This is a genomic window from Micromonospora maris AB-18-032, assembly GCF_000204155.1.
Lineage (GTDB): Bacteria > Actinomycetota > Actinomycetes > Mycobacteriales > Micromonosporaceae > Micromonospora > Micromonospora gifhornensis.
In genome coordinates this window covers 716,319-740,531 of sequence record NC_015434.1, presented here as the reverse complement: position 1 = coordinate 740,531, position 24,213 = coordinate 716,319, and the positions used below count along the sequence as shown (strand labels likewise).

General features: G+C 70.6%; 23 protein-coding genes and 1 pseudogene. 10 read left to right on the top strand and 14 right to left on the bottom strand.

The genetic code is table 11. The features are described 5' to 3' along the window. Nucleotides 1–10: 10 nt before the first annotated feature. From VAB18032_RS03465 to VAB18032_RS03450, 4 genes are all read right to left on the bottom strand, one after another. Nucleotides 11–661, bottom strand: a complete 651-nt coding sequence (locus tag VAB18032_RS03465) for a response regulator (protein WP_013731392.1) — start codon at nucleotides 659–661, stop codon at nucleotides 11–13. Nucleotides 662–688: 27 nt separating this feature from the next. Then, entirely contained in the window at nucleotides 689–2,653 is a 1,965-nt protein-coding gene (locus VAB18032_RS03460; protein ID WP_126711796.1) for a sensor histidine kinase, read from the bottom strand. 28 nt (nucleotides 2,654–2,681) lie between these two features. Next, a complete protein-coding gene (locus VAB18032_RS03455; protein ID WP_013731390.1) occupies nucleotides 2,682–3,149 on the bottom strand; it encodes a hypothetical protein in 468 nt (155 codons plus the stop codon). A gap of 198 nt (nucleotides 3,150–3,347) precedes the next feature. Further along, the gene (locus VAB18032_RS03450) at nucleotides 3,348–4,403 is read right to left on the bottom strand and encodes an ETX/MTX2 family pore-forming toxin (RefSeq protein ID WP_013731389.1); all 1,056 of its coding nucleotides are present in this window, start codon (nucleotides 4,401–4,403) and stop codon (nucleotides 3,348–3,350) included. A gap of 223 nt (nucleotides 4,404–4,626) precedes the next feature. Here VAB18032_RS03450 and VAB18032_RS03445 point away from each other — a divergent pair, with 223 nt between their 5' ends. Then, nucleotides 4,627–5,859, top strand: coding sequence for a tellurite resistance TerB family protein (locus VAB18032_RS03445; RefSeq protein WP_013731388.1), 1,233 nt, complete (start codon nucleotides 4,627–4,629; stop codon nucleotides 5,857–5,859). Then, complete coding sequence (locus tag VAB18032_RS03440) at nucleotides 5,849–7,255, top strand: hypothetical protein (protein WP_013731387.1); 1,407 nt, start codon at nucleotides 5,849–5,851, stop codon at nucleotides 7,253–7,255. The genes VAB18032_RS03445 and VAB18032_RS03440 overlap by 11 nt, the downstream gene beginning before the upstream one ends. 34 nt (nucleotides 7,256–7,289) lie before the next feature. On the opposite strand, the gene VAB18032_RS03435 is transcribed toward VAB18032_RS03440, so the two are convergent. Next, entirely contained in the window at nucleotides 7,290–7,895 is a 606-nt protein-coding gene (locus tag VAB18032_RS03435) for an alpha/beta hydrolase family protein (RefSeq protein WP_013731386.1), read from the bottom strand. Nucleotides 7,896–8,368: 473 nt separating this feature from the next. On the opposite strand from VAB18032_RS03435, the gene VAB18032_RS03430 reads away from it, so the two are divergent. Then, the gene (locus VAB18032_RS03430; protein ID WP_013731385.1) at nucleotides 8,369–9,310 is read left to right on the top strand and encodes a trypsin-like serine peptidase; all 942 of its coding nucleotides are present in this window, start codon (nucleotides 8,369–8,371) and stop codon (nucleotides 9,308–9,310) included. Between the two features lie 112 nt (nucleotides 9,311–9,422). Here the strand turns inward: VAB18032_RS03430 and VAB18032_RS03425 are convergent, their stop codons facing one another. From VAB18032_RS03425 to VAB18032_RS31480, 3 genes and pseudogenes are all read right to left on the bottom strand, one after another. Beyond that, nucleotides 9,423–11,882, bottom strand: coding sequence for a tetratricopeptide repeat protein (locus tag VAB18032_RS03425; RefSeq protein ID WP_013731384.1), 2,460 nt, complete (start codon nucleotides 11,880–11,882; stop codon nucleotides 9,423–9,425). A gap of 882 nt (nucleotides 11,883–12,764) precedes the next feature. Continuing rightward, nucleotides 12,765–12,953: pseudogene (locus VAB18032_RS03420) on the bottom strand (nucleotidyl transferase AbiEii/AbiGii toxin family protein); the annotation flags it as partial. 148 nt (nucleotides 12,954–13,101) lie between these two features. Beyond that, a complete protein-coding gene (locus tag VAB18032_RS31480; protein ID WP_148272195.1) occupies nucleotides 13,102–13,314 on the bottom strand; it encodes a hypothetical protein in 213 nt (70 codons plus the stop codon). Nucleotides 13,315–13,348: 34 nt separating this feature from the next. On the opposite strand from VAB18032_RS31480, the gene VAB18032_RS03415 reads away from it, so the two are divergent. Beyond that, the gene (locus VAB18032_RS03415) at nucleotides 13,349–13,624 is read left to right on the top strand and encodes a hypothetical protein (protein WP_148272194.1); all 276 of its coding nucleotides are present in this window, start codon (nucleotides 13,349–13,351) and stop codon (nucleotides 13,622–13,624) included. 112 nt (nucleotides 13,625–13,736) lie between these two features. Here the strand turns inward: VAB18032_RS03415 and VAB18032_RS03410 are convergent, their stop codons facing one another. After that, the gene (locus VAB18032_RS03410; protein WP_013731381.1) at nucleotides 13,737–14,600 is read right to left on the bottom strand and encodes an AraC family transcriptional regulator; all 864 of its coding nucleotides are present in this window, start codon (nucleotides 14,598–14,600) and stop codon (nucleotides 13,737–13,739) included. Between VAB18032_RS03410 and VAB18032_RS03405 the strand changes: the two genes are divergently transcribed. Next, nucleotides 14,599–15,564 (top strand): NAD(P)H-binding protein, encoded by a 966-nt coding sequence (locus tag VAB18032_RS03405; RefSeq protein ID WP_332416210.1) that lies wholly within the window; start codon nucleotides 14,599–14,601, stop codon nucleotides 15,562–15,564. The two genes, VAB18032_RS03410 and VAB18032_RS03405, sit on opposite strands and share 2 nt — an antisense overlap. Before the next feature lie 47 nt (nucleotides 15,565–15,611). Here VAB18032_RS03405 and VAB18032_RS03400 read toward each other — a convergent pair whose 3' ends face one another. After that, entirely contained in the window at nucleotides 15,612–16,256 is a 645-nt protein-coding gene (locus VAB18032_RS03400) for a TetR/AcrR family transcriptional regulator (protein ID WP_013731379.1), read from the bottom strand. 112 nt (nucleotides 16,257–16,368) lie between these two features. Here VAB18032_RS03400 and VAB18032_RS03395 point away from each other — a divergent pair, with 112 nt between their 5' ends. Continuing rightward, nucleotides 16,369–17,568 carry an acyltransferase family protein gene (locus VAB18032_RS03395; protein ID WP_013731378.1) on the top strand — a complete coding sequence of 400 codons (1,200 nt, stop codon included), beginning with the start codon at nucleotides 16,369–16,371 and terminating at the stop codon, nucleotides 17,566–17,568. A 151-nt stretch (nucleotides 17,569–17,719) separates the two neighbouring features. Here the strand turns inward: VAB18032_RS03395 and VAB18032_RS03390 are convergent, their stop codons facing one another. The 4 genes from VAB18032_RS03390 to VAB18032_RS03375 form a co-directional block, all read right to left on the bottom strand. After that, nucleotides 17,720–18,415, bottom strand: a complete 696-nt coding sequence (locus tag VAB18032_RS03390) for a hypothetical protein (RefSeq protein ID WP_013731377.1) — start codon at nucleotides 18,413–18,415, stop codon at nucleotides 17,720–17,722. Between the two features lie 16 nt (nucleotides 18,416–18,431). After that, complete coding sequence (locus VAB18032_RS03385) at nucleotides 18,432–18,635, bottom strand: hypothetical protein (protein ID WP_043719584.1); 204 nt, start codon at nucleotides 18,633–18,635, stop codon at nucleotides 18,432–18,434. A gap of 86 nt (nucleotides 18,636–18,721) precedes the next feature. Further along, a complete protein-coding gene (locus VAB18032_RS03380; protein WP_013731376.1) occupies nucleotides 18,722–19,882 on the bottom strand; it encodes a sensor histidine kinase in 1,161 nt (386 codons plus the stop codon). Further along, nucleotides 19,879–20,535 (bottom strand): response regulator transcription factor, encoded by a 657-nt coding sequence (locus VAB18032_RS03375; RefSeq protein WP_193386288.1) that lies wholly within the window; start codon nucleotides 20,533–20,535, stop codon nucleotides 19,879–19,881. The genes VAB18032_RS03380 and VAB18032_RS03375 overlap by 4 nt, the downstream gene beginning before the upstream one ends. Nucleotides 20,536–20,691: 156 nt before the next feature. On the opposite strand from VAB18032_RS03375, the gene VAB18032_RS03370 reads away from it, so the two are divergent. From VAB18032_RS03370 to VAB18032_RS03355, 4 genes are read left to right on the top strand one after another with little or no spacing between them, the layout of a single operon-like run. Then, nucleotides 20,692–21,210 (top strand): hypothetical protein, encoded by a 519-nt coding sequence (locus tag VAB18032_RS03370; protein WP_043719581.1) that lies wholly within the window; start codon nucleotides 20,692–20,694, stop codon nucleotides 21,208–21,210. After that, complete coding sequence (locus VAB18032_RS03365; protein ID WP_013731373.1) at nucleotides 21,207–22,286, top strand: efflux RND transporter periplasmic adaptor subunit; 1,080 nt, start codon at nucleotides 21,207–21,209, stop codon at nucleotides 22,284–22,286. The genes VAB18032_RS03370 and VAB18032_RS03365 overlap by 4 nt, the downstream gene beginning before the upstream one ends. Continuing rightward, nucleotides 22,283–22,978, top strand: coding sequence for an ABC transporter ATP-binding protein (locus VAB18032_RS03360; RefSeq protein WP_013731372.1), 696 nt, complete (start codon nucleotides 22,283–22,285; stop codon nucleotides 22,976–22,978). The genes VAB18032_RS03365 and VAB18032_RS03360 overlap by 4 nt, the downstream gene beginning before the upstream one ends. Before the next feature lies 1 nt (nucleotide 22,979). Beyond that, on the top strand, nucleotides 22,980–24,200 hold the full coding sequence (locus VAB18032_RS03355) for an ABC transporter permease (RefSeq protein ID WP_013731371.1): 1,221 nt from the start codon (nucleotides 22,980–22,982) through the stop codon (nucleotides 24,198–24,200). The last annotated feature ends 13 nt before the right edge of the window (nucleotides 24,201–24,213 follow it).

The window sequence follows — 24,213 nt, the reverse complement described above, 5'->3', positions numbered from 1 at the left end:
TTACGGGCGGTCACGATGGCCCGATGCCGACGTCCCGGGCGAGCAACGCCGCCTGCACGCGGTCGGCGACACCGAGCTTTCCGAGGATCGCCGAGACCTGGTTCCGGATGGTCTTCGTGCTCAGCCCGAACCGGCGGGCGATCTGGGCATTGTCCTCACCAGCGGCCAGGTGCGCCAGGATGTCCCGTTCGCGCGGGGTGAGCCGGTCGAACGGCGGCGGCAGGCTGACCGTTGCCGGCTGTGCCCGACCCAACGCGGCGGCGGTGATCCCCGGCCCCAGCACCACGCCCCCACCGGCCACGGTCCGCAGCGCATCGACCACCAGATCGGGGTCGGTGTCCTTGAGCAGGTAGCCCCGGGCACCGACCCGCAGGGCACGGGCGACCAGTTCGTCCTCGTCGGCCATGGTCAGCATCACGACTGCGGTCTCCGGGCGGTGCCGCAGGATCTGACCGACCGCCTGCACGCCGTCGCCGTCCGGCAGGGCGATGTCCATCGCCACGACGGTGACCTGTTCGTGCGCGACCGCGGCGATCGCCTCGGCGCAGGAGGCCGCTTCCAGCACCTCCGCCACCCAGGACTCGCCCTCCAGCATCGTGCGCAAGCCACGGCGTACCACCGGATGGTCGTCGACGATGAGCACGCGGGCCTGTTCCGACATGCCTACCCCTCTCCCGCGCTTCGGCGGCTATTCGTCCTCGACCCAGGGCAGCCGGACCCGCACCAGGGTCCCACCCTGCGCCCCGGCGGTGATCTCGCAGCTGCCGCCGAGTTCCGCCGCCCGGTGGTGGAACGAGTCCAGACCCACCCCGCCGGGCCGCGGACCGGCCAGTCCGACCCCGTCGTCGGCCACCTCCACCAGCAGGGCGTCGCCGCGACTGACCCGGACCTCGCATCGGCTGGCGTGGGCATGGCGTACCACGTTGGACAGCGCCTCGGCCACTATCCGGTACGCCGCCACCTCCACCGCCGCGGGCAGGGTCCGCAGGTCACCGTCGACCGTGAGGTCTATCCCGAGCTGCGGGCCGTCGAAGCGCCGGCACTCCGCCCGCAGCGCCGACTCCAGACCCTGGTCCAGCGCGGCCGGCCGCAACTGGTCCACCAGCCGACGTACCTCGGCGGTGCAGGTACGCAGGTCGTCGGCGAGCCGGTCGAGGATCAGCTCCAGCCGCGGCGTCCCGGTGGCGAGCTTGCTCGCCGCGCGTACCTGCATCGACATGCCGGCGAAGGTGGGACCGAGCCCGTCGTGCAGGTCCCGACGTAGCCGGCGGCGTTCCTCCTCCCGCGCCAGCACCAGTCCCTCCCGCGCCTGGCGGAGCTGACGGATCAGCCGGGCGGTCGCCACCGCCGCGGTGGCCTGCCGGGCCACGTCGGTGAGGATCCGACGCTCCATCGGGGTGAACCGGTCACCGGTACGGCGGTGGGCCACCACCAGCTGACCGACCCGGTCGCCGTGGATGAGCATGTCGAAACGCTCCACCGAGGTGGTCGGCGTGCCGTGCGCCGCGCCGCCGTCCGGCAGGTCACCTCCGTCGGCGTCGTCCACCTCGACCGACACGTACGGCACCCGCAGTGACCTGGCGATGGTGTCGGCAAGCAGCGCCGGCACCGCGTGCGGCTGTCCGGTCCGTTCCAGCAGGCTGCCGAGCCGGGTCAGCATCGCGTACGGATCGTCGCGGTCGCCGTAGAGCAGCCGGTTGACGCCTCGCTGCACCCGACCGCGCAGCGGCTCGAAGGTGATCGCGATCAGGCCGGTGGCGACCAGGGAGGCGTTCGAGGTGTCCGGGCCGACGACCAGGTCCCGCAGCAGCGCGACGATGGCCACGAAGCCGGCGATCACCAGCAGGCTCATCACCAGCCAGACCAACGTCCGGTTGATCACGCGTTCCAGCTGGTAGAGCCGGTAACGCAGCACGGCGAGGGTCATCGCGCCCGGAATCGCGACCACCATCAGCGCCCAGGCCCCGGCCAGGTTGAGCGCGTCGAGCACGCCGCCCAGCAGGAACAGGGCACCCGCCACCAGCAGGCAGGCCAGCTGCTGACGGGTCTGGCCCGTCGCGCGGTGCCAGCGTCCGGCCAGCGACACCAGGACCGCCACCACCAGCAGCACCTGTACGACGATCGCCAGCAGGGCGACGCGTACCCACAGTTGCGCCCGCCCGGTCGCCGCCAGCTCACCGGTGAGCAGCAGGCCGCGCGGGTCGTCGAGAGCGGCGACGGCGAATGCGCCGGTGGTCAGGCCACCGGCTCCGATGAGGCCGGCCGCCACCACGCGCCAGCGCGGGCCGGGTAGCTTGCCGTCGGGGAAGACCAGCAGGGCCAGGATGACCAGGGTGTACGGCGGCCACCAGAGCCACTGGCCCAGCCAGGCCAGCGGCAGCCACGACGACCAGCTCAGCGCCAGCACCGCGACCGTGGCGACCAGGCCGGCGGCGAGCATCAGCCGGCCCACCGGGTGACCCGGCACCCCGGCGAGCACCAGGGCACCGAGTGCGGTGAACGCGGCGGCGAAGACCGCGGTCAGCGTGCTGGGGCCGAACAGCAGCGGGTCCCGCTGAAGAAGTTGGCCGACCAGGACGAGCAGCGCCACCGCCACCGCCGCACCGGCCAGCAGGCCGCGTCGAGTCGTTGTGGATCCCTCAGCGGGCGTCACGGGTCGGCCTCCTGGTCGACGATGCCGGTCAGTGCGCCCAACCGGCGGCGTGCATGGCGTTGTGCAGGAAGTTGCCGGCAGTTCCCTTCCCCGGCTCGTGCCAGGGCATCTTCTCGATGGCGTCGGCCAGCGTGCCGTCCAGCGCCGGCAGTTCGCGCACCGTCGCAGCACCGTCGACGCGGGAGCCGCCCCCCGACTCCGAGTCGGACTTGAGGAACCGTTCGAGGTGATCGAGCACCGCCTGAAGGCGGCGCTGCACCGCCGCCGGATCGGCGGGTTCACTGCTCGGCTGCAGGTCGGTCAGGCACCACTGCCGGTCGAAACCGGGGACCAGCCGCCGACCGGTGAAGTCGAAGAACTCCACCGCGCCGCGCAGCGGGTCGCCCTCGGCCTGCTCCTCCAGCAGTCGCCGCAGGTCGGGGTAGGTGTGTGCGAAGGTGTCGTCGTTGGCGATCAGCAGGATGCCGCCGTCCGTCTCGCCCGTGACCAGGCTCATCTCACTCTCCTTTGTGTACACCTGGAAGCAAGGAATCAGTCAATACGATGTCGGGGCGGGTCGGGACCTCCCCCCGGTCGCCCCGACCCACCCCGGCGGCCAGTCCTTACGATCGTTGGCCGCGAGATCTTCGTACTTGTGGACACGCCCGCTGGCTGCCGTCGCGCCGTGCGCGGCCGGTGCAACCAGCTCGCCCGACTAGCTGATCTTGAGCATTGTGGCCTGCGGCTGCTTCGCCGGCGCCACGGCGGGTGAGCCGTCCAGGTTGTACTGCTTGAGGTTGACCTGCACGTTCTCGCTGTTGCCGCCGGCGAACATGCCGCCCACGGTGCCAGCGGCGCGTGCGCCGCTGCGGTAGATGAACTCGCCGCTCAGCGAGTACGGCACCCGGATGTTCGCATGGGTGACGGTGACCGTGGCCTCCACGATCGATCGCGCCGGCACCAGCACAGGCTGCCGCCAGGAGACCGTACGGCTACGCGAGGTGGAACCGTTCTGGGTGTAGCTGAAGGACCCCTCGGCCGAGACCGTCACCTTGCCGTCGGCGAAGATCGGGAAGCCGGCCTTGATGGAGGTCGACACCGAGACCTTGACCCCGGCCGTGTCCGACCACCCCTCGGTCTCCGTCACCGTCTTCGAACCGCTGATCTCGGTGGACTGCTGCAACGTCGTGTCGTTGCGGTTCGTCACCTTGTCCAACTGCTGAAGTGACGTCCCGACCAGCTGCGCCCGGGCGATGTCGTAGTTGATGCCGTACGCCATGAACTCGACGATGTCGTCCATCTGACGGCAGACGGACTTGTTCGCTCCCCCGCCGACGCTGATCGCCGTCACACAGACGTTGTGTCCTGCGGCCGACGCGGGCAGCACCACCTCGAAGCCGTGCGCCGCACCATAGTTCGGGTAGGCGGCAGCGACGTCGGGACGGTGCTGGTTGGCGACCATGGATCGGACCTGCGTGCCGTCGATGCTGATGTTCACGTTCAGCGCCGTGGTCGGCGCGTCGTTGTCCGCCGTCCAGCCCCAGACGTGCACCCCGTCGCGGGACACCGTCTGCCGTGCCCCGTCGAAGGCGAGCACCGGGACGAAGCCCGACGGCGGCGGCGGGTCCTCCGGCGGCTCGTAACCACACGCCGGCGGCGGGATCGGGACGTTGCAGTTGGGTGCCGCCGACGCCGGCTGCGCCGCCACCAGGACCATGACCCATCCGGTCACGACGGTACTCAGGACCGCCGCACTCTTTCGTACTCGCATCGAACTCGACTCCTCGTCACGCTTCGGCAGAAGGCCGGTTGTCTGCCGGCAGGGCGGCAGCGGCCGTTTCGCTTGGGAAGTCTGTTGGTCCGACAGACCCGGTCACCAGGGACGCCCGTCCCCGGCTGCCGGGAGGTTGTCCCGACCGTCCAGAGGCGATGCCACGGCTTTAGGACACCGCCATCTCGCGGATGAAAGGCGAGGCCAGCCGGAGGATGTGGTCATGTTGGCGGCAGCCGATAGCCTCTGGCCAACTGATCTGAGAGGGATGGCGATGGATCTTCGTGGCGTGGGGCTTGGGCGGCTGAAGGGCGTCGCCGACGCCGCGGGGCGAATGGTCGTCGACAGCACCAGCGTCGCGAGGCAACGTGTCGCTGATGTCGCAGGCGATGCTCAGGACAAGGTGAAGCAGTCCGCCGAGCAGGTCATGGCGAAGGTTGTAGAGGTGAAGGACGGCCTGTCGGCACGTACCTCCCGCGACCGCGCTGATGTCGGCGACCTGTCCGCGCTCACTGCCGACGGGAAGTTGTTGTATTGCCGGGTGTTGGTGAGCCTGGCGCTCGTCGACGGCCTTCTCGATCCTCGCGAGATCGCGAATCTGTACCTGTTCGCATCGATGATCGGCCTCGACGACGAGGCGCGGTCGCAGTTGCGTAGCGATATCACCGGGGCGCAACGCGACACGGCGAGCCGCGCAGGGATCCCCGATGCCACTGTGGAACTGGCCAGGGAATTGCGCGACCTCCTCGACGAGGACCAACGCGAGCCGGTGTTCACCGTCCTGGTACGCGATCTGGTGCGCATCTCGCGGGCCGACAGGCATGCCGCAGACGCCGAGCGTGAGCGAATCGTGCTCGTCGCCGAACTCGTCTTCACCGAGTCGGCGGGCCAGGTCGTGGAGGCGACCGAACGTTTCGTGGTCACCGAGGAGGACTTCGCCTCCGGCCGGATCACGACGAGCCAATTGGAGGCCGCCACCAAGGACATCGCCGTCAAGGCTGCTGCGTTCGGGGCCCCGATCGCCGCCATCAGTCTTGCCGGCAGTGTCTCCGGCCTCAGCGGAGCGGGAATCACTTCGGGTCTGGCGGCCCTGGGGTTCGGTGGCCTGCTGGGACTGAGTGCGATGGCCACCGGGATCGGCACCGTGGTGATCCTCGGCGTCGTGGTCCATCAGGGAGCCCGTTACGTGCTGGCCACCAACGAGCGGGAGCGGGAGAAGCGGCGCGAGCATCTGATTCAGCAGGTCATCAAGAACCACCAGCAGGCAATGGCCGAGCTCACCGACGACATCGCCGGGCTCGCTCGCCGGATGGATGCCTACCTCACCCAGACCACGCGCAACGAAGAGCGACTCGCCACGCTCAGGGCCGAGTTGGCCGCCTTCCAGTCGGCCCTGGTGAACCTGCAGACCAGCCAGGAACTCTTCGAACAGCGGGAGCCACTGCGTGTCGGGTGATCAGCTCTCGGCTGCCGCCGCGGTCGTGGCGTACCAGGCCGTCACGCTTACCGAACTGCGGAGCTTGTTCGACCAGGTGGACTTTGACCTGAAGGAAGTCCTCGAACGCGAAGGCCGGATCAGCGACACCCTGGACTCGGTCACCTCCGAGTTCGATGCGGTGCGCGCCCGTCTCCAGGCGATGGGCGTCCTCGTACCGGCCCCACCGTCCCAGCCGGTCGCAGCGGCCACGGTGAGCGTCGAGGCATCGCACCATTCCCGCTACGCGGTGCCCATCGTCCCGACCGAGGACGATTTCGATCAGCTCGTCAGGCTTGCCGAAGCCCAGTTGGATCTGCTGGGCATCGATCTGACCCGGGACCCGCTCCAGCAGATTCTTCCCCCTGGTCAGATAGCTGGCAGCCTGCGCAGCTACACCGAGGAACACGGCGACATCAGCTGGGACGAGGCCGACTGGACGGTCGTCCTGGTCGCCGGAGCCCTCGCGACCATCCTGGACATCGTCCTCGTCCGCATCCCCCAGGATTCCACCTTCCTCGGCACGAAGCAGGCGGGTTCACCCCTCACGAACTGGCTCAAGGACAAGGATCGAGCTGACGGCATCCACGCCCGATTCTTCAAGGGTTTCGAGAAGCTCGCCAAAGTGCCATATGACGCCCCCACCACGAAAGCCACCGGAGGCCTGGTCAGCGGGATGCGGCCGGCAACTCACCGGCTCCAGAGCCTCGGCCACGATCCGCTCCTGGGCTTCTTCTACGGCGTGGCGGACCTCATGCGCGGCACCGGCACCTACATCGACAAGGCGGGCCAACTGGTCCAGGTCGCCACCACACACGATTCGGTCGACCTGATCACCGCCCTCATCACGCAGGTACGCCATCTGCTCTCGGACGTATACACCCCTGCCGGCCTGCAGCCGCCGTTCTTCAGCCTGCTCCAACTCGGTCAGATCAATTCGCCGTTCGCACTGACCTCCTCCGGCGTCAAGGTGCCCTGGACCGACGTCGCCCGCTACATGTATACGAACGGCTACGACCTGCGCCATTTCTTCACGATGGGCATCACTCCGGGAATCGTGTCCGCGATCATCCGCGGGTACTGGCTCCTCAAGAGCTACGCCACCGGCGGTACGGCCGCGCAACGGAAGTTGGAGCACGCCAAGCTCACCTCCATGCTGCTGCTCGGGCACACCATCGCGACCTCAGGCACCCTGCTCAAGACTGGTCTGGTGTTCGGCATGAACCCGGCTGCCCTCAACTACAGCCAGATTCTCGCCATGGCGCCCGCCACCATCGCCTGGCTCAAGGAAGCCATCGCCCGCGACCGTCGAATCAATCGAGCCTTGGCGCAGGAATGGGAATTGCTCCTCACCACATCCGAGCGGCACCCGCGATGAGAAGCCGGGTCACCAGGTTGCGGAAGTCACGCCACTACTTGGATTCGACAGAGCCGGAATCGAAGGCGGCGACCGCGCGGTCCCAGGCCGGGTCGGTCGGGTAGAGCTGGGAGCGCAGGTACGCCCAGATCATCGCGCGGAGCACGGCGACTCGGGCCGGGTTCTCGTCGGAAGTCTCCGCCGCGTCGTAGCCGGAGATGCCGCCGAAGAGGTGCTCCGCGTCGTGCAACATCAGCAGAGTCTTCGGGGCTGGGGCCGCGGTGTACGCGTCCCAGCGGTAGCTGAGCCGGTCGGAGAACATCGGGTTGAAGTCCCTGTCCCCAGCCACCACCAGCGCCGGCGTGGTCATCGTGCTGAAATCGGTGTGCCCCATGACCGGGTAGCGTTCGAGCATCGCCTGGTTGACCTGCTCGTCGGCGAGGCCGGGCGCGCCGATGATGACACCTGCCTTGATCCGGGCGTCAGGCAGGCGTACGGGGCTGCCGTCGGCCGGGTCGGTGGTCCCCGTACCGAGCAGCATCGCGGCGGTGTGGCCGCCCAGCGAATGCCCGGCGACCGCGACCCGCTCCCGGTCGAGGCGCCCGGCGAGGCCGGGAACGGTGGCCTCGATCTCGTCGAGGTGGTCGAGGATGAAGCTCATGTCCTGGACCCGGAGTTACTGCGGCCCGCCCGGCTGAGGACCCAGGGGATGCCTTGCGGGAAGACGAACTGCGGAACTTGGTTCGGCGCAGCCCCTGGCTGATCTGGGCGCTGGCATCGATCGCCGCGCCCGAGACCTCGGCGTCGTCCACGATTATCGAGATCGACCGGTCGAGTCAGCCCCGAGACCTCCCGGCAACGACTCGCCCGCCACCGCCCACCCAACGCTGGCCTCGCGTCCGTGTCATCACCTGAGCCACCCACGCCGATATCGCCGCCACGGCCACCACCTCGTCCGCCGGCGAACCTGTTGGCCGGTCGGCGCCTGGTGTTGCGAAGGAAACGCACGTTCGGCCTTCCGGGAATCGGCCGGACAACCGGTCGTCCACTCAGTGTGGTCACCGTAGGCGTCAGTCCGGGGATCCCCGCCCAGCCAGAGGAGAACCAGTCATGCTGAGAAGAAGGTGGGCGGCGGTGGCTCTTGCCGCCGTGGCGTTCGGTGCGGCCGCACCTCCAGCAGGACCGGCGGTTGCCGCGTCGAATCGGGACCGGGTAGCCAGCGGCGACGCCGCGTCGTCCGGTCATCGGGCTGTCAGCATCATGGTGACGCCGAGCGGGGACACCGCCGCCGGAACGACTCCCACCGCCGGAGTCACCGCGATCTTCGGGCCCGACAACCGGGTGCCAGTCCGCACGACCACGACGTATCCGGCCAGCGCCACCGTCCTGCTGACCTTCAACGACGGCCAGTGCACGGGCTTCATGATCAGCGAACGTACCGTCGCGACCGCCGGACATTGCCTGCACACCGGCGGTCGGACCGGTACCTGGCGGACCAATATCGTCGCCTACCCCGGCCACGACGGTGCGACCGCCCCCTTCGGTTCATGCACGGCGGTCCAGCTGACCGTCCCGCAGAACTGGATCATCGGCCCCGTCAACACCCCCGGTCCGCCCGACCCGGCCTACGACTACGGGGCCGTACGACTGAACTGCACGATCGGCACCAGGACCGGCTGGCTTGGCCTCGGATACACCACACAACGCCTGACCGGATCCTGCACCACCACGCATGGCTACCCGGCCGGCCGACCCGGGCAGTGGGCAAGCAAAGACTTCATCCGTGCCGAGGACGCGAACGCACTCTACGTCCAACACGCCATGACCGGTGGGCAAGAGGGCAGCCCGATCTACTACACGCCCAATCCGGACGACTGGTGTCCGACGCTCCCGCCGCTGGTGAATCCGTGTCCGTGCCCGCCGCCGCCGCCAGATCCCTGTATGTGCCCCGACCCCTATGCGACGGCACTGGGGATTCTCACCAACGGCCCGTACGGCAGCGGGCCCGGCGGCACCAACAACATTGCCCTGCGGATCACGCAGCCGGTCATCAACAACTTGATGCAGTGGCGTTGAGCCCTTCGTGCCAGTTCGCTTCCGGGGCAGGCGGTCGACCGCCTGCCCCGGGAGCGACACGTCAGGCCCGGGAGCGAACGGCTACGGTCCGGCCCCCGGGAGGGAGATTCGGTCACACCAATCGGGTCGGCGCGGACTGGGTGGGCTCGGAGCCCAGTCTGGTGCGTACCTCTTCGGCGTCCAGATGGCCGAGTTCCTCCAGGATCTCCAGTGCGCGCTGCCAGACGTCGCGGGCGAGGTCAGGCGCACCGGCGGCGTGCCGGCTGTCGCCGAGATGGGTGAGCGTCGTCGCCTCGTAGTAGCGCTCGGCCGCCTCCCGCCACAGGACCAGCGCATTCTCGTAGCAGCGGATCGCCTCCGCCTGGTGGTCCAGCCGGAAGTGCACATAGCCGAGGCTGTCCCAGGTGTGTGCCTGCCAGTACCGGTTGCCGACCTGCTGTTGCAGGAGCAGCGCCTGCGTACAGCGGTCGAGTGCCTGCTGGAAGTTCCCCAGTTGGCTGTGGTACCAACCGATGTTGTTCAGCGCGTTCGCCGCCCCGCTCGTGTTTCCCGCAGCCGTGAACAGGTCGCGCGCCTGCTCAGCAGAGTAGAGCGCCTGCTGGTACCGACCCTGGCGCTCGGCCAGGATGCCGAGATTGAGGTGCGCCCGCGCGCTGCCGATCGCATCGCCGAGGGTGGTGTAGAGCGCGAGGGACCGGTCCAGGTGGGCATGGGCCTGGTCGTAGTCTTCCAGCCGCAGGCAGGCCACCGCCCGGTTGCGATGGGCGCGCGCCTGGCCGTCCCGGTCACCGGCCCGCGACGCGGCGACCAGCGCGCGCTCCTGGACCACCAGTTGGTCCTGCCACGCCCCGAGCCGATCGAGGTACGTGTTGACGGTCCAGGCCAACTGCCACGCGTGCGTGTCGAACCGGGCATCCACGGCGATGCCCACGGCGGCCAGCAGCACCTGATGCTCCCGGGCGAGCCAACGCCATGCCTGCGCCCGATCGGTGAGCGGGGTGGCCGCTGTGCCCTTACGGACCGGGGTCAGGCTGATCGGGTCCCGTTGGTCGTAGAGGAGCAGATCCGCGGCGTACGCGGTGTGCAGGTAATAGTCGAGAAGCCGGCCGAGCGCCTCCCGGCGTACCGTTTCGGGCTCATGCCCGCTGACCAGCTCGGCCGCGTAGGCGCGCAGCAGATCGTGCAGGACGAACCTCCCCGGAAGCTGCTCCGCCGCCAGGTTCGCACGGACCAACACGGCCAGGGTTCGGCCCGCCTGTGCCTCGGACACGCTGGCGAGACTCGCCAGCGCCGGCACGCAGACGTCCGGCCCCGGGTGGAGTCCGAGCAACCGGAAGGTCCGCGCCGAGGTTGGGTCCAGATTCCGGTACGACCACGAGAAGACCGTCCGGATGTCAGCGCGCGGGTCGACGTGGCTGAAGCTGTCGAGAACCCCCGGCTCGGTCAGCTCGTCGGCGAGCCGGCCGAGACTGAAGTCAGCCTGGATGGCGGCCCGACTCGCCACGATGGCCAGCGCGAGTGGAAGTCCCGCCGCAGCGGCGATGATCCGGTTCGCTGCCTCCGGCTCGTTCTCCACACGAGCCATGCCGAGCCGCTGGGCCAGCAGCTCGTACGCCTCCATCCGAGACAGTGGGTCGAGGATGAGCGGGTGTGCCTCTTCGATGGTGACCAGCCCGGGCAGGTGACCCCGGCTGGTGATCAACGCCAGGCACCCCGGCGAGCTGGGCAGCAGCGGGCGGACCTGGTCGGCATCGCCGGCGCTGTCGAGCAGTACCAGCACCCGTCGCCCCGCCAGCACGCTGCGGAACAGTCCGGATCGGGCGTCCAGGCCCACCGGTACGCGTTGTGCCGGCACCCCGAGGGCCTCGAGGAACTCGCGAAGCACCTCCGCCGGGTTCGCCGCCGGCCCGGTCGCGTCGAACCCGCGAAGGTTTACGTAGAGTTGCCCGTCGGGGAAGCGGTCGGCGACCTGATGGGCGTAGCGGACCGCCAGGGTCGTCTTACCGACCCCAGCCATACCGCTGATCAGCACGATCGGCACGGTAGCCGCACGTCCGCCGGTCGGCAGCAGGGCGGCCAGTCTGGCAAGCGCCGCCCGCCGACCCACGAACGAGGGGACGGCCGCCGGCAGTTGCCGAGGTGTCACCTGATCAAGAAGACCCGCTGGTCCGGTCCGGGTCGCCGGTAAGGTGCCGCTGGCGCGCTGGCCGAGCTGCATATGGGCGGCGGCCCGCAGTCGATCCTCCACACGGGCGGCATCGACGATTCTGAGTAGCCGCAGGTGCTCCGCATCCCACCGGCCCAGATCCGCGAGCTCGGCCGGCAGCCGAATGCCGAGTTGATCGGCGTGGCCCAGGCAGGCGTTGACGAAGGAGGCGACGAAGGACCAGTCAGGCAATGACTTGGCGGTGAGCTTGTCACTCAACGTCGAGCGGGCCAGCGGCTGTCCCAGCGATGCCGAGATGGCCACCAGCGTGTTCAACGACGGGGCTCCGGCGAGTTGCCGGAGGCGTTTGAGTTCACCGACGAACCGGGCCAACGCCTCCTGCGCCTCCCGGCCTGATCCGCTCATGCGTCTGCTTTCCCCTCGCACAGGGCAAGCCGTCCAGTCCATCGATACTATCCGATGCCGAACCTTCAAGATCATCAGTCGGCACTCGCTCTCGCTGGTCGGCCTCGGGGCTGTCCAGGCCGAGTGCCGGCCGGCAAGGCGTACAACAGCCAGGCCTGAGAGGAGCCACCAGCTTCACCGGCCCGTCCCACGATCACGATCACGCGCCTCGCGCGGAGGAACACGTACAGCGGCCGCCGGGGTCCAACTGCCAGCCCCGCGTGGTCAGGTTTCCCGCGAGGGAGCGTCCGCCCGGTCCTGCACCGCACCGGCAGGTCGGCGGCGGCGAAGCTCAGGCGGCGCGGTCAGTGGATGGCCGCAATGGCGCGCACCTTGGTCGCCGGCCTCGCCTGTACGGCGAGCACTTCACGGGGTCCGGCTCGCTGGCGAGATCCGGACCCGGCAAGCCAACCAGGATCATGAACGATGTGTGTGCGGCGTGTGCTCTCCAGCAGGTGTCACCGCGGGTCAACCGGTGCCACACCAGGTCAAAGCAGGCCAACGATCACGACCGCAGACGTGGTTGGTGTGATCGACGTGTGGTCATCCGCCGCCCCGACCAGCCGGGACAACCCAGGTCAACGCAGGCCACTCCCTGCCACCCCGGGTCAACCCGCAGGCCGTTAGACTGGGCCCTCGCGCCCTCGTAGCTCAGGGGATAGAGCATCGGTTTCCTAAGACTGGTCTATGCCCGATTACGCAGGCTGACTACCTGCAGCTTTCAGCGTTTCCCGATGCGTGCCGGTCGCTTCGCGGGCTCGCTGCGATCGCTTGGCGAAGATCAGCTGGAACGTTGTGGGTCCTGCGGGTGCAGGCTTGACGCTGCCGCGAGTCGGGGCCGAGTCATCCTTCCTCGTCGTCGAGCAGTTCGCGGCGCCATTCCGCGAATCGGCTGCAGAGTTGGTCCAGCGCTCGGCCGCTGACGCCGTACTGGGCGAAGTCGTCGGGATCGAGCTGGGCGGCTTGTCCGAGGGCGTCGGCGAAGACGCGTCGGTCGAAACCACGGTCGGCGCGCTGCGCGAGGGTGAGGAGGGCGATTTGCGAGAAGGCACCCTTTCGATGTGCGGCGGCTTCCATGTTCGACACGCGGGCCCGCGGCGTTCAACCTGGGCGAAGTCGTCGGGTCGGGGCGCCTGCCGGCCGCCAGCAACGTCATGATGGGCCGGCGCGGTGACGGAGGTCAGTTTGGCGCTGGTGGGCTGACCGGCGCGCAGGCGGCCAGCGCCTCCTTCGCCTTGGCGTCCGACGGGTCGAGACTGTCCGGACTGACGCCACGCCCGTTGAGGCAGGTGCGGTAGGCACTGTCCCGCCCGTCGCCCTGCCCGGCGTCCGGCGCGTCCGGTGCATTCGACCCGCCGGGCCCACCTCGCCCGCCGGGTCGCCCGGCCGGCATCAGCGAGGAGCACGCCTCCTGCGCCTTCTGCCAGGTGGCCTCATCGACATCTGCCGCGCTCGTGGTCGGTCGGATCCTGGCGTTCGACCTGGGGCACGCCGCGCTGGCGGTCGCGGCTCCGTTCGCCGCGGTGGCGATGCTGGTGATGCTCGGACCGCTGCCTCGCCGGGCCTCCGCGGCCCGGGCCGCCCACCGATCCCCGCCCGGGGCCGCGCCACCAACCGCGCCGGCGCCTCTGCTGCTCGCCCTGGTAGCGGCGGTGACCGCCCTCGCGGGGCTGGTGGGGGCGGTCACCGTGCTACTGGCCTGAACGATCCGGACGCACGGGGAACGGCCACTGCCGGCCGCCCGCAGGTCCAGCCCAGCGGAGACCTGCCCTTGCAGGCTGCCGGCTGTATCGCGGGCCCCCGGGGATGTTCCGGTCAGGTCATCGAATGAGGCTGTGGAACAAGTCCGTGGTGGTCCGAATCCGCTTCCGCCGCCGCGCATGCTTCGACGGCAGGCCAGCGTCGAGTCGCGAAGGCGTGCGGGGTTGTGCCCATGACCCGCCGGAAGTCGGCGCCCATGTGTGACTGGTCGTAGTAGCCCGCCTCGGTGGCCAGCTCAGGCAGCGTCTGATCGATACGGGCGAGCACCGTACGAACACGATCGATGCGTACGAATCGGCTCGGTGTCAGGCCCACACCGTCGACGAAGACAGTTCGGAGGTGCCGTTCGCTGACGTTCAGGTGTCGGGCGACGAGGCCGACGGGCGTGGGTGGCGAGCCGTCTCCGGCGGCCAGCATGGCCATCGCCTCCGCGACGATGCGCCTGCGCAGACCCTCGCGGTCGGGACGCGCCGGCAGGGCGGCCGGCACTGCTCGGGCCAGTGATCGCAGTCGCGCCCGGGGAGACTCCGGGCCCGGCGACGAGTCGCCGTCGGTGATCAGCCGGGCGAAGGTTCGCAACGGCTCGCTGTCCAACTCCGCGACGGCGACAGCACGGTCGGCAAGATCCCGCAGGGGAAGACCGAGGAACTCGGCGGCCCGTCCGGGCCGGAAACGCAGCTGGAGGCAGTCTCGGCCGGGCCGGCCGACGTAGTACCTGGCCCGCGTCCGCGGCCCCATGACCACGACGTCGTACGGATCGGCGGACCCCGTCCGCCAGGCCAGCGTGGTGCCGTGATCGGGCTGTTCCAGTACGGCCGGAGCGTCGGGCAGCACCGGCCGCGCCCCGAGCGTGATTCCCGAGAACCAGGGCCGAAGCGCCCGCGCCACCTCCGGGCTGACCAACTCATCGCGCTCCATGGTCAGACCGTACGTCGCGGCCCGGAGCCGAACCCAGCAGCCCGATCGAGCTGTGCCGAAAGTTCCTAGATCCGGCCACGGTGCCCCTGGAACCGTGACAGCCATGATCCTTGTTACCGGCGCCACCGGCACTGTCGGCCGACACGTCGTGCAGCTCCTCCAACAGGGTGGGCATCGCGCTCGAGCGATGACGCGAGGCCGACCGGGACACCCGCTGCCACCCGACACGGACGTGGTACGAGCTGACTTCGACGACCCCGACTCCCTGCGCCGCGCGCTGACCGGCGTGCACTCCGTGTTCCTGCTCACCGCTCCGGCGGCACCGACGCCGGATCATGATCTGGCGCTGCTGGCGGCAGCCCGGTCGGCGCACGTCACCTCGGTGGTGAAGCTCTCCGCGATCGGCACCGGCGAACGATTCGGCACCGTGACCGTCGGCGCCTGGCACCAGGCGGCTGAGGACGCCGTCCGCGCCAGCGGCATGGCGTGGACGGTCTTGCGGCCGTCGAGCTTCGCCTCCAACTTCCTCCACTGGGCGAGCCTCATCCGCGCCGGTCAACCCGTACCCAACCTGACCGGCGAGGGCAAGCAGGGGATCATCGACCCCCGCGACATCGCGGCGGTCGCGGTCGCCGCGCTCACCGACCCCGCGCACGCCGGCATGACGTACACCCTCACCGGGCCGGAACCACTCCACGTGCCCGACCAGGCGACCCGACTCGCACAGGTCATCGGCCGCCCGGTCGACACCACGGACCTTCCCCCGGCCGTCGCGCGTCAGCAACTGCTCGCCTCGGGGATGCCCTCGGCCGCCGTCGAAGCCACCATCATCGGCTCCGCCTGGGCCCGCGCCGGGCACAACGCTGTCGTCACCGACGACGTGGAGAAGGTGCTCGGACGTGCTCCGGCAACCTTCCTGAGTTGGGCGCAGCGTCATCGAGAAGCCTTCATCGGTACCCGGTGACGACAACGCGGCCGGTTGACGGCGTACGGCTGACCCCCAGCCCGAGGTCACCGCCGCCGGGCAGGCGTTGCGGTGTCCGGTGCGTCGGTCGACGGGTCGACGCCGAACAGGCCCAGTCGCAGTAGGCGTTGGTTGGCGGCGCTGCGGTGGGCCAGCACCTGCGCGTCGAACATGGGCCGGTCCAGGTTGGGTTGCATGACCGGTTCCAGCAGCAGCGGGCCTACGATCAGGCACAGCATCTGGAACGGTGCCCACTCGAGGTCCGCGTCCGTGCGGCCGCCCTCGGCCGCGATCAGCCGCTCCAGCTCGGTACGCGCACCCTCCAGAAGGCGGCCGAACAGCGCCGCGCTGGCCGGGCTGTCCTCCTGTAGCACCCGGCGCAGATAGCCGCGGAGCACCGGGTCAGCGCCGAACATCCGCGCGGACACCTCACCCAGTGCCCCCATCAGATCCCCGCCGCTCGGATCCCGCTCCCGGAGGGCAGCGCCGATCCGGGCCAAGACCTCCTCGTCGACGGCGGCGCGCAGCCCTTCCTTGGAGCCGAAATGGTGCATCACCAGGGCCGGTGACAGGCCAGCCTCGGCAGCAACCGCGCGGGCCGAGGTGGCGGCGAAGCCACGCTGCGCGAACAGGCGCAGGGCCGCCTCGCGCAGCCGCGCCCGCCCGGTCAGGTCCGACGGCGACGCTCGCATGCCAGCACCGTATGCCACCGCACCGGCACCGCCCTCGGGGGACATCCCCCAGGGGTGATTTTCGGGGTTCCACCCGATCCGACGCTAAACATCTGTTCAGTACGTTGAACACATGACCAGTGTCGTTGACAAGCCTCCCGCACCCCGCACCCAACACCTGCATCACCTGGACAACCTGCGGGTCGCGATGATCCTCATGGTGGTGATCCACCACGCCGCTCAGGCCTACGGGCCGGCCGACTGGTGGTACTTCAAAGGCGGTCAGGAGGCCCCCGGCCTGGCCACCCTCTCCGCAGTGGGCGGGGCGTTCCGGATGAGCCTGCTGTTCTTCGTCGCCGCGTTCTTCGTGCCCCGCGCCACCGACCGCAAGGGCAACTGGAGATTCCTGCGCGGCCGGCTCAAGCGCCTCGGCATCCCGTTCCTGGTCGGCTCGGCCACGATCATTCCGGCGCTGATGTACGTCTACTACCGCGAGTACCGCGGCTACCCGCCGATCTCGTTTCCGCGCTACTACCTGGACGTGTTCCTCGGCCTCGGCCCGCAGCCGGCCGACTGGACCGGGCCGATCTGGCCCGACCTGCAGTTTGGGCACCTGTGGTTCATCCAGAACCTGCTCGCCTTCAGCGCCCTCTACGTGCTGTTCCGCTGGCTCGGCGGGCTACTGCGCCGCGTCCGCCCGATCACCCCGTCGACCCGGTTGACCCGGATACCCGACAACCGCAGCCTGGTCATCTTCACCCTCACCCTGGCCGCGGTCGTGTTCCTCGTCCGAATCCGGTACCCGCTCGACCAGTGGGTGCCGCTCTTCGAGTTCATCCAGGCCGAACCAGCCCGCCTCGCCCAGTACTTGGCGTTCTTCACCGCCGGCGTCATCGCCTACCGACGCGACTGGCTCACCCGGCTGCCCCGCTCCATCGGGTACACCTGGCTGGCCATCGGCGCGGCACTCGCCGCCGTACTGTTCTGGACCGGCACCGACACCCCGTTCTTCGCCCCCGGCGGCGCCTCCTGGGCCTCGGCCTGCTGGACCCTGACCGAGACCTTCCTGTGTGTCGGCCTCAGCATCGGCCTGCTCACCCTGTTCCGGGACGTCTTCGCCGGCCACAACCGGCTCACCCGTGCCATGGCCGCCAGCTCCTACACGATCTACATCGTCCACCTGCCGATCGTCGTCGCCCTACAGTTCGCGTTCGCCCGCGCCGCCCTACCCGCCCTGGTCACCTTCGCCGCCGTCGCCACTGTCGGCATGGCCATCAGCGTCGCCGCCGCCGTGGCGATCCGCCGCCTGCCCGGCCTCCGCACGATCCTGTGAATCACTGGCCAGCGCCCTCTGCCTGGTGTTGCGAGACATCCGGCAGAGGCCGCCGAGCCCGTGCTGAAGCAGCCGACGCGCCGCGGAAGGCGCTGACGCAGGCGGATCGAGGCGATCTGCCCGGTGCCGAGACGACTCTGCGCGGGGCTGCTCAGCCGGTGAGGGGCGAGGGAATCCTCGTCGACCGGTAGGAGGACCCGTCCCGGGTCAGGCGCCAGCGACGCCAGTGCTTGGCCGACATACGGACCGCAAGGTGCGCCTGGATGCGTCGTGCCGCCTCCGCCAGGCGCTCGTCCCCGGGCAGGCTGAGCCAGAGCGACAGCGACGACGCGGTCGTGCCGACCGACGCCCGCACCCCCGATGCCCCGAGCAACCGGCCGTAGCCGTCGACGGCGAACCCGCCGCACATCTGCGGAGAGACCCCGTCGTACGGCTGGCCCGTCCGCGCATCGAGGAGGCGGACCTCGGCATCCCAGACCAGCGACGCCAGCGGATGCCCGTGCTCGGTCACCGCTGCGACGCCTGCGTCCTCGATCGCGCCGAGCACGTGGTCGACCGCGTCGGGGCGCACCCGCCACGCGGTGCTCGTCCGGTCCTGCGTGCGCGGGCCACCCAGGGTCGCCGCCGCGAACTGCCGCAGCGGCTCCGACACGTCGGGCGGACCGCCCTTCCAGAGGCGCAGCGCCAGCGCCGGGTCCCCGACCGGGTCGACGCAGGCGTCCACGAACGACTGCACGGCCTGCCAGGCCAGGCGGGGTTTCCTCACACGCAGGCCGTGCGCGCCGCCGGACGCAGCGGGCAGGCCGTCGTAGGTGACCACTTCCACCCTGGGGCGCTGGACGCTCATGCCCACCTCCGGTCCGTCATGTGTCGGCGTCGGGCTGCCATCCGGATGGCACGCTGTCCGGTGTCTGCCCGGCACGCAGGCGGTCGATGTGGTAGATGGCCCATGACGTGACCATTCGTTCCGGTGTCGCGTGGTAGAGCTCCGAAAGAGCGCTCAGAGCCTGCGCTCGCTCGGGATCGAGCTCGATGGTCAGCGTCTGCGGACGTGTTCCGGCGGCCACGGCGCGAGTCTAGCGACGAGGATGCGCCGATGCTCTCCGTGAAGCAGTGAGTTCAACGATGAGGAGGCGGCCTCCTCGCGGGATCGTCAGGCCGGTGGCAGGGTCACCGTGACGGTCAGACCGCCGCCGGAGCGCGGTTCGGCCTCGGCGGTGCCGCCGTGCGCCCGGGCCACCGCCCGCACGATCGACAGCCCCAGCCCGAAGCCCCGCCCGCCGGCCACCCGCTCCCGGCTCAGCCGCCGGAACGGCTGGAACATCGTCTCCACGTCGTAGCCGGGCACCGCCGGGCCGGTGTTGATCACCACCAGTGTCGGGCGCCCGGCCACCACACCAGTCCGTACCTCCACCCAGCCGTCGACCGGCACGTTGTGCCGCAAGGCGTTCTCGACCAGGTTGAACGTCAGGCGCTCCAGCAGCACCGGGTCGCCCACCGTCCGGGCCGGATCCAGCGACCGGCGCACCGGGATGCCGGGCGACGCCGTCCCGGCCTGGTCGAGCACGTACGCGGCGATCTCGGCCAGATCCACCCCGGCGCGTTCGGTCAGCTCGTTCTCCGAGTCGGCGAGCGTGAGCAGGCCGTCGATCAGGCGCTCGTGGCGCTCGTTCACCGACAGCAGCGCCTCGCCGAGGCGGCGTACCTCGGCCGGGGCGTCCGGCCGGCTCACCGCCAGTTCCACCAGCGCCCGGTTCAGCGTCAGCGGGGTCCGCAGCTCGTGAGAGGCGTTCGCCACGAACCGCCGTTGCCCGTCGAAGGAGCGGTCCAGCCGCTCCAGCATCTGGTCGAAGGTGTCGGCGAGTTCGCGTACCTCGTCGCGGGGGCCGGTCAGCGCGATCCGCTCGTGCAGCCCACGCCCGGCGGAGTCCGCGCCGGCGATCCGGCGGGCGGTGCCGGTGATCTGGTGCAGCGGTTGCAGCGCCCGACCGGCGATCAACCAGCCGATCGCGACGGCCGCCGCCGAGACCACCACCAACGCGAGGCCGCCCTGGGTAAGCAGGGACTCCAACGCGTCCCGTTTCGCCTCCCTCTGCACGTTCTGGACCAACAACCGGACCCGCTCGAAGTCCTGCTCGGTGGGCAGGGCGCGGGGGGTGGTCACGGTGCGCAGGTCGGAGAAGTCGGTCTGTAGCGACTGCGACGTCCGCTGTTCCACCAGCACGTACGTGACGCCGAGCAGGACGATGCCGGCGAGCAGGAAGAGGCCGCCGTAGACCAGGGTGAGCCGGGCGCGGAGGGTGAGGCGCTTCACCGGATCTGGTACCCCACTCCCGGCACGGTCTCCACCACCGGCGGGTCGCCGAGCTTCCGCCGCAGCTTCATCACGGTGACCCGCACGACGTTGGTGAACGGGTCGATGTGCTCGTCCCAGGCCCGCTCCAGCAGTTCCTCGGCGGAGACCACCGCGCCGTCCGCGCGCAGCAGCTCGGCCAGCACGGCGAACTCCTTGCGGGTCAGCGGCACGTACCGGCCGTCGCGGTACACCTCGCGGCGCCCCGGATCGAGCACGATCCCGGCCCGGTGCAGCGTCGGCGGCGCGGCCGGGCGGGCCCGCCGGGTCAGCGCGTGCACCCGGGCGGCCAGTTCCACCAACGCGAACGGCTTCACCAGGTAGTCGTCGGCGCCGAGGGCGAGGCCGGCCACCCGCTCGCGTACCGCCGCCGCGGCGGTGAGCATCAGTACCCGGGTCTCGCCGCCGGAGTCGACGATCGCCCGGCACACGTCGTCGCCGTGCACGACCGGCAGGTCCCGGTCGAGCACCACCACCTCGTACGTGTTCACGCCCAGCCGCTCCAGCGCGGCGTCCCCGTCGTACGCGACGTCGACCGCGAACGCCTCCCGGCGCAGCCACTCCGCGATGGCGTCCGCCAGCACGTCCTCGTCCTCCACCACCAGCACTCGCACCCGCCAATAGTGCCGCGAGCGGGGATAACGCCGCCGTAAACGTCTTCGGTTACGCCCGCGATACGCGGCGTCGGTTGGACTGGCTTGGTCGTCCGGCGGCTGTCGTCGGACGCACCGTCCGGCGAGGGTCGCCGGACGCCGGAAAGGACAACGACGATGCGACGCAGGAGTCTTCTACTCCCGGTGCTGCTGGCGCTCACCCTGGCCGGATGCGCCGGCCAGGACGACGGGACCGGGGTGGCCACGGCCGGCGGTGCCGGCGCGGCACCCGCTGCCTCCGCGAGCGACGGGACCGACGGCAGTGACGCCGAGAAGCGACTCGCGTTCGCCCGCTGTATGCGGGAGAACGGTGTGGAGATGCCCGACCCCGTGGAGGGCGGCGGGGCGGTGACGTTCGACGGCAGTGTGGATCGGAGCAAGGTCGAGCCCGCCATGGAGAAGTGCCGCAAGCTGCTGCCCAACGGCGGCGAGGCGCCCCGGCTCAACGCGGAACAGCTCGAACAGATGCGGGCGATGGCCAAGTGCTTGCGGGAGAACGGCGTACCGGAATTCCCGGACCCGGCCCCGGACGGCCGCATTCAGATCGATCGAAGTCAATTCTCTGACCTGGAGACGTTCCAGGCGGCGACGGAGAAGTGCCGGCAGTACGTTCCCCAGCTCGGCGGCGGCCGGTGAGCCGGTCCGCCCGCCGTGGCCGGATCAGCGCCGTCGCCGGTGGGGTGATGCTGCTGGTGGTCGCCGCAGCCGGCGTGGCCGCCTCGGCCGGTGTCGGTGGCGGCGCGGGCGGCGACGTCGCCGAGGCCGATACGGCGCCGGCCGCCAGCGCCACCGTCACCCGGCAGACCCTCGCCGACGCGGAGACCGTCGACGGCGAGCTCGGGTACGGCCCGAACCGGACCGCCGCCAGCCGGCTGGCCGGCACGATCACCGCCCTGCCGGACACCAGCGCCACGGTACGGCGGGGTAAGGCACTCTACGCCGTCGACGGCGACCCGGTGACGCTGCTGTACGGGAAGGTGCCGGCGTACCGGACGCTCCAGCCCGGCGTCGAGGGGCCGGACGTCGAGCAGTTGGAGCGGAACCTGAAGGCGCTCGGCTACACCGGCTTCACCGTCGACGACGAGTACACCTGGGCCACCGCCGACGCGGTCCGCGCCTGGCAGGACGATCTCGGCGTGCCCGAGACGGGCCGCGTCGAGCTGGGGCGCGTCGCGTACGCCGACGGTCCGGTCCGGGTCGAGGGCCACGAGGTCGAGATCGGGGCGGCCGTCCAACCGGGGCAGTCGGTACTCACCTACACCGGCACGGATCGGCTGGTCACCGCCGAGCTCGACGTCGACGACCAGCGCTTGGCCAAGCGGGGCGAGCCGGTCGAGGTCACCCTGCCCGACGGCCGGCAGGTGGCGGGAAAGATCAGCACGGTCAGGACCGTCGTCAAGAGCGGAGCGGCGAACGACACAAGCACCGAGACGAAGATCGAGGTGGTCGTCGCGGTCGCCGACCAGAAGGCGCTTGCCGGCTTCGACCGGGCCTCCGCCGAGGTGACCTTCACCGTCAGCGAACGACCCGACGTGCTGACCGTCCCGGTGGCCGCGCTGCTGGCGCTGGCCGAGGGCGGCTACGGCCTGGAGATCCTCGACGGGGGGTCGAGCCGGATCGTCGCCGTAACCACCGGGCTGTTCGCCAGGGGCCGGGTCGAGGTCAGCGGCGACGGCCTCACCGAGGGCATGACCGTCGGGATGCCGCGATGACCGGGGACGTGATCGTGCTCGACCAGGTCGGCAGGAGGTACGCCGGCGGAGTGGTCGCCCTCGCCGACGTGTCGCTGCGGATCGGTCACGGCGAGCTGGTGGCGATCGTCGGGCCGTCCGGCTCCGGCAAGTCGACCATGCTGAACGTGATCGGCACGCTGGACCGGCCGACCTCGGGCACGGTGCTGATCGACGGACACGACGTTGCTCGGCTCTCCGACCGGCAGCTCTCGGCGCTGCGGGCCACCCGGATCGGCTTCGTGTTCCAGCAGTTCCACCTGGCCCCCGGCGTACCGGTGCTCGACAACGTGGCGGACGGGCTGCTCTATGCCGGCGTACCCCGGCGGGAGCGGCGACGGCGGGCGGAGGCCGCGTTGCACCGCGTCGGCCTCGGGCACCGGCTCGGGCACCGGCCGCACGAGCTTTCCGGCGGCGAGCGGCAGCGGGTCGCGGTGGCCCGCGCGGTCGTCGGCGAGCCGGCGGTGCTGCTGGCCGACGAACCGACCGGCAACCTGGACACCAGTTCCGGGACGGCCGTGCTCGACCTGCTGCACGGGCTGCACCGGGCCGGGACCACGGTCGTGGTGATCACGCACGACCGGGAGATCGCCGCCGGCCTGCCCCGCCAGGTGCAGATGCGTGACGGGCGGCTGCGCGCCGACTCGCGGCCGGTGCCGAGCGGGGTGAGCTGAGATGGCGGTGCTCTCCCCGGAACGGGCGCCCCGACTCGCCCCGGCCCGGATGCCACCGGCCGACGTCGTCCGGGTCGGCGCGGTCGGATTACGGACCCGGCCGCTGCGGGCGTTCCTCTCGGCACTGGGCATCGCCATCGGCATCGCCGCGATGATCGCCGTGGTCGGGATCTCGTCGTCGTCCCGCGCCGAACTGGACCGCACCCTGGCCGCGCTCGGCACCAACCTGCTGACCGTGTCACCGGGGCGGACCCTCTTCGGCGGGGACGCCCAGCTTCCACCCGAGGCGGTGGCGATGATCGGCCGGATCGGGCCGGTGACCCAGGCGACGGCCACCGGTCAGGTCGCCGGCAACGTCTACCGGACCGACCGTATCCCGGCGGCGGAGACCGGCGGCATCGCCGTCCGGGCGGCGCAGCTCGGACTGCTGGAGACCGTCGGGGCCGAGGTGGCGAGCGGCACTTGGCTCAACGAGGCCACCTCCCGGTACCCGGCCGTGGTGCTCGGCGCGGCCGCCGCCGAACGGCTCGGGCTCCCGGCCGCCGGCCCGGATGTGCAGGTGTGGCTGGGTGGACGCTGGTTCACCGTGGTCGGTGTCCTCGCTCCGGTGCCACTCGCGCCGGAACTGGACAGCTCGGCGCTGATCGGCTGGGCGGTCGCGGGCAGCCACCTGGATTTCGACGGTCACCCCACCACCGTCTACACCCGTACCGAGGCCGACCAGGTCGAGGCGGTCCGCGCGGTGCTCGGGGCGACCGCCAACCCGGAGGCGCCCAACGAGGTCGACGTCTCCCGTCCGTCGGACGCCCTGGCCGCCGCCCAGGCCACCGACGAGACCTTCACCGCGCTGCTGCTCGGCCTGGGCGCGGTGGCCCTGCTCGTCGGCGGGGTCGGGGTGGCCAACACGATGGTCATCTCGGTGCTGGAACGCCGCGCCGAGATCGGCCTGCGCCGCTCGCTCGGCGCCACCCGGGGGCAGATCCGCACCCAGTTTCTCGCCGAGTCGCTGCTGCTGTCGGCGCTCGGCGGGACCGGCGGGGTGCTGCTCGGCATCCTGGTCACCTCCGGGTACGCACTCTCCCAGGGCTGGCCGACCGTGGTGCCGGCATGGGCGACGCTCGGCGGCGTCGCCGCCACACTGGTGATCGGCGGCTTCGCCGGCCTCTACCCGGCGATCCGCGCCTCCCGCCTGGCACCCACCGAAGCCCTCGCCGGGGTGTGACAGCGGCCCCCTG

What these genes read in the sequence shown, in the direction of transcription:
- VAB18032_RS03355 (WP_013731371.1), top strand. Translation starts at nt 22,980, where the DNA reads ATGGCGGTGCTCTCCCCGGAACGGGCGCCCCGACTCGCCCCGGCCCGG.
- VAB18032_RS03410 (WP_013731381.1), bottom strand. Translation starts at nt 14,600, where the DNA reads ATGGAGCGCGATGAGTTGGTCAGCCCGGAGGTGGCGCGGGCGCTTCGG.
- VAB18032_RS31480 (WP_148272195.1), bottom strand. Translation starts at nt 13,314, where the DNA reads ATGCCGGCCGGGCGACCCGGCGGGCGAGGTGGGCCCGGCGGGTCGAAT.
- VAB18032_RS03455 (WP_013731390.1), bottom strand. Translation starts at nt 3,149, where the DNA reads ATGAGCCTGGTCACGGGCGAGACGGACGGCGGCATCCTGCTGATCGCC.
- VAB18032_RS03390 (WP_013731377.1), bottom strand. Translation starts at nt 18,415, where the DNA reads ATGAGCGTCCAGCGCCCCAGGGTGGAAGTGGTCACCTACGACGGCCTG.
- VAB18032_RS03435 (WP_013731386.1), bottom strand. Translation starts at nt 7,895, where the DNA reads ATGAGCTTCATCCTCGACCACCTCGACGAGATCGAGGCCACCGTTCCC.
- VAB18032_RS03450 (WP_013731389.1), bottom strand. Translation starts at nt 4,403, where the DNA reads ATGCGAGTACGAAAGAGTGCGGCGGTCCTGAGTACCGTCGTGACCGGA.
- VAB18032_RS03425 (WP_013731384.1), bottom strand. Translation starts at nt 11,882, where the DNA reads ATGAGCGGATCAGGCCGGGAGGCGCAGGAGGCGTTGGCCCGGTTCGTC.
- VAB18032_RS03465 (WP_013731392.1), bottom strand. Translation starts at nt 661, where the DNA reads ATGTCGGAACAGGCCCGCGTGCTCATCGTCGACGACCATCCGGTGGTA.
- VAB18032_RS03400 (WP_013731379.1), bottom strand. Translation starts at nt 16,256, where the DNA reads ATGCGAGCGTCGCCGTCGGACCTGACCGGGCGGGCGCGGCTGCGCGAG.
- VAB18032_RS03445 (WP_013731388.1), top strand. Translation starts at nt 4,627, where the DNA reads ATGTTGGCGGCAGCCGATAGCCTCTGGCCAACTGATCTGAGAGGGATG.
- VAB18032_RS03395 (WP_013731378.1), top strand. Translation starts at nt 16,369, where the DNA reads ATGACCAGTGTCGTTGACAAGCCTCCCGCACCCCGCACCCAACACCTG.
- VAB18032_RS03360 (WP_013731372.1), top strand. Translation starts at nt 22,283, where the DNA reads ATGACCGGGGACGTGATCGTGCTCGACCAGGTCGGCAGGAGGTACGCC.
- VAB18032_RS03405 (WP_332416210.1), top strand. Translation starts at nt 14,599, where the DNA reads ATGGTCAGACCGTACGTCGCGGCCCGGAGCCGAACCCAGCAGCCCGAT.
- VAB18032_RS03370 (WP_043719581.1), top strand. Translation starts at nt 20,692, where the DNA reads ATGCGACGCAGGAGTCTTCTACTCCCGGTGCTGCTGGCGCTCACCCTG.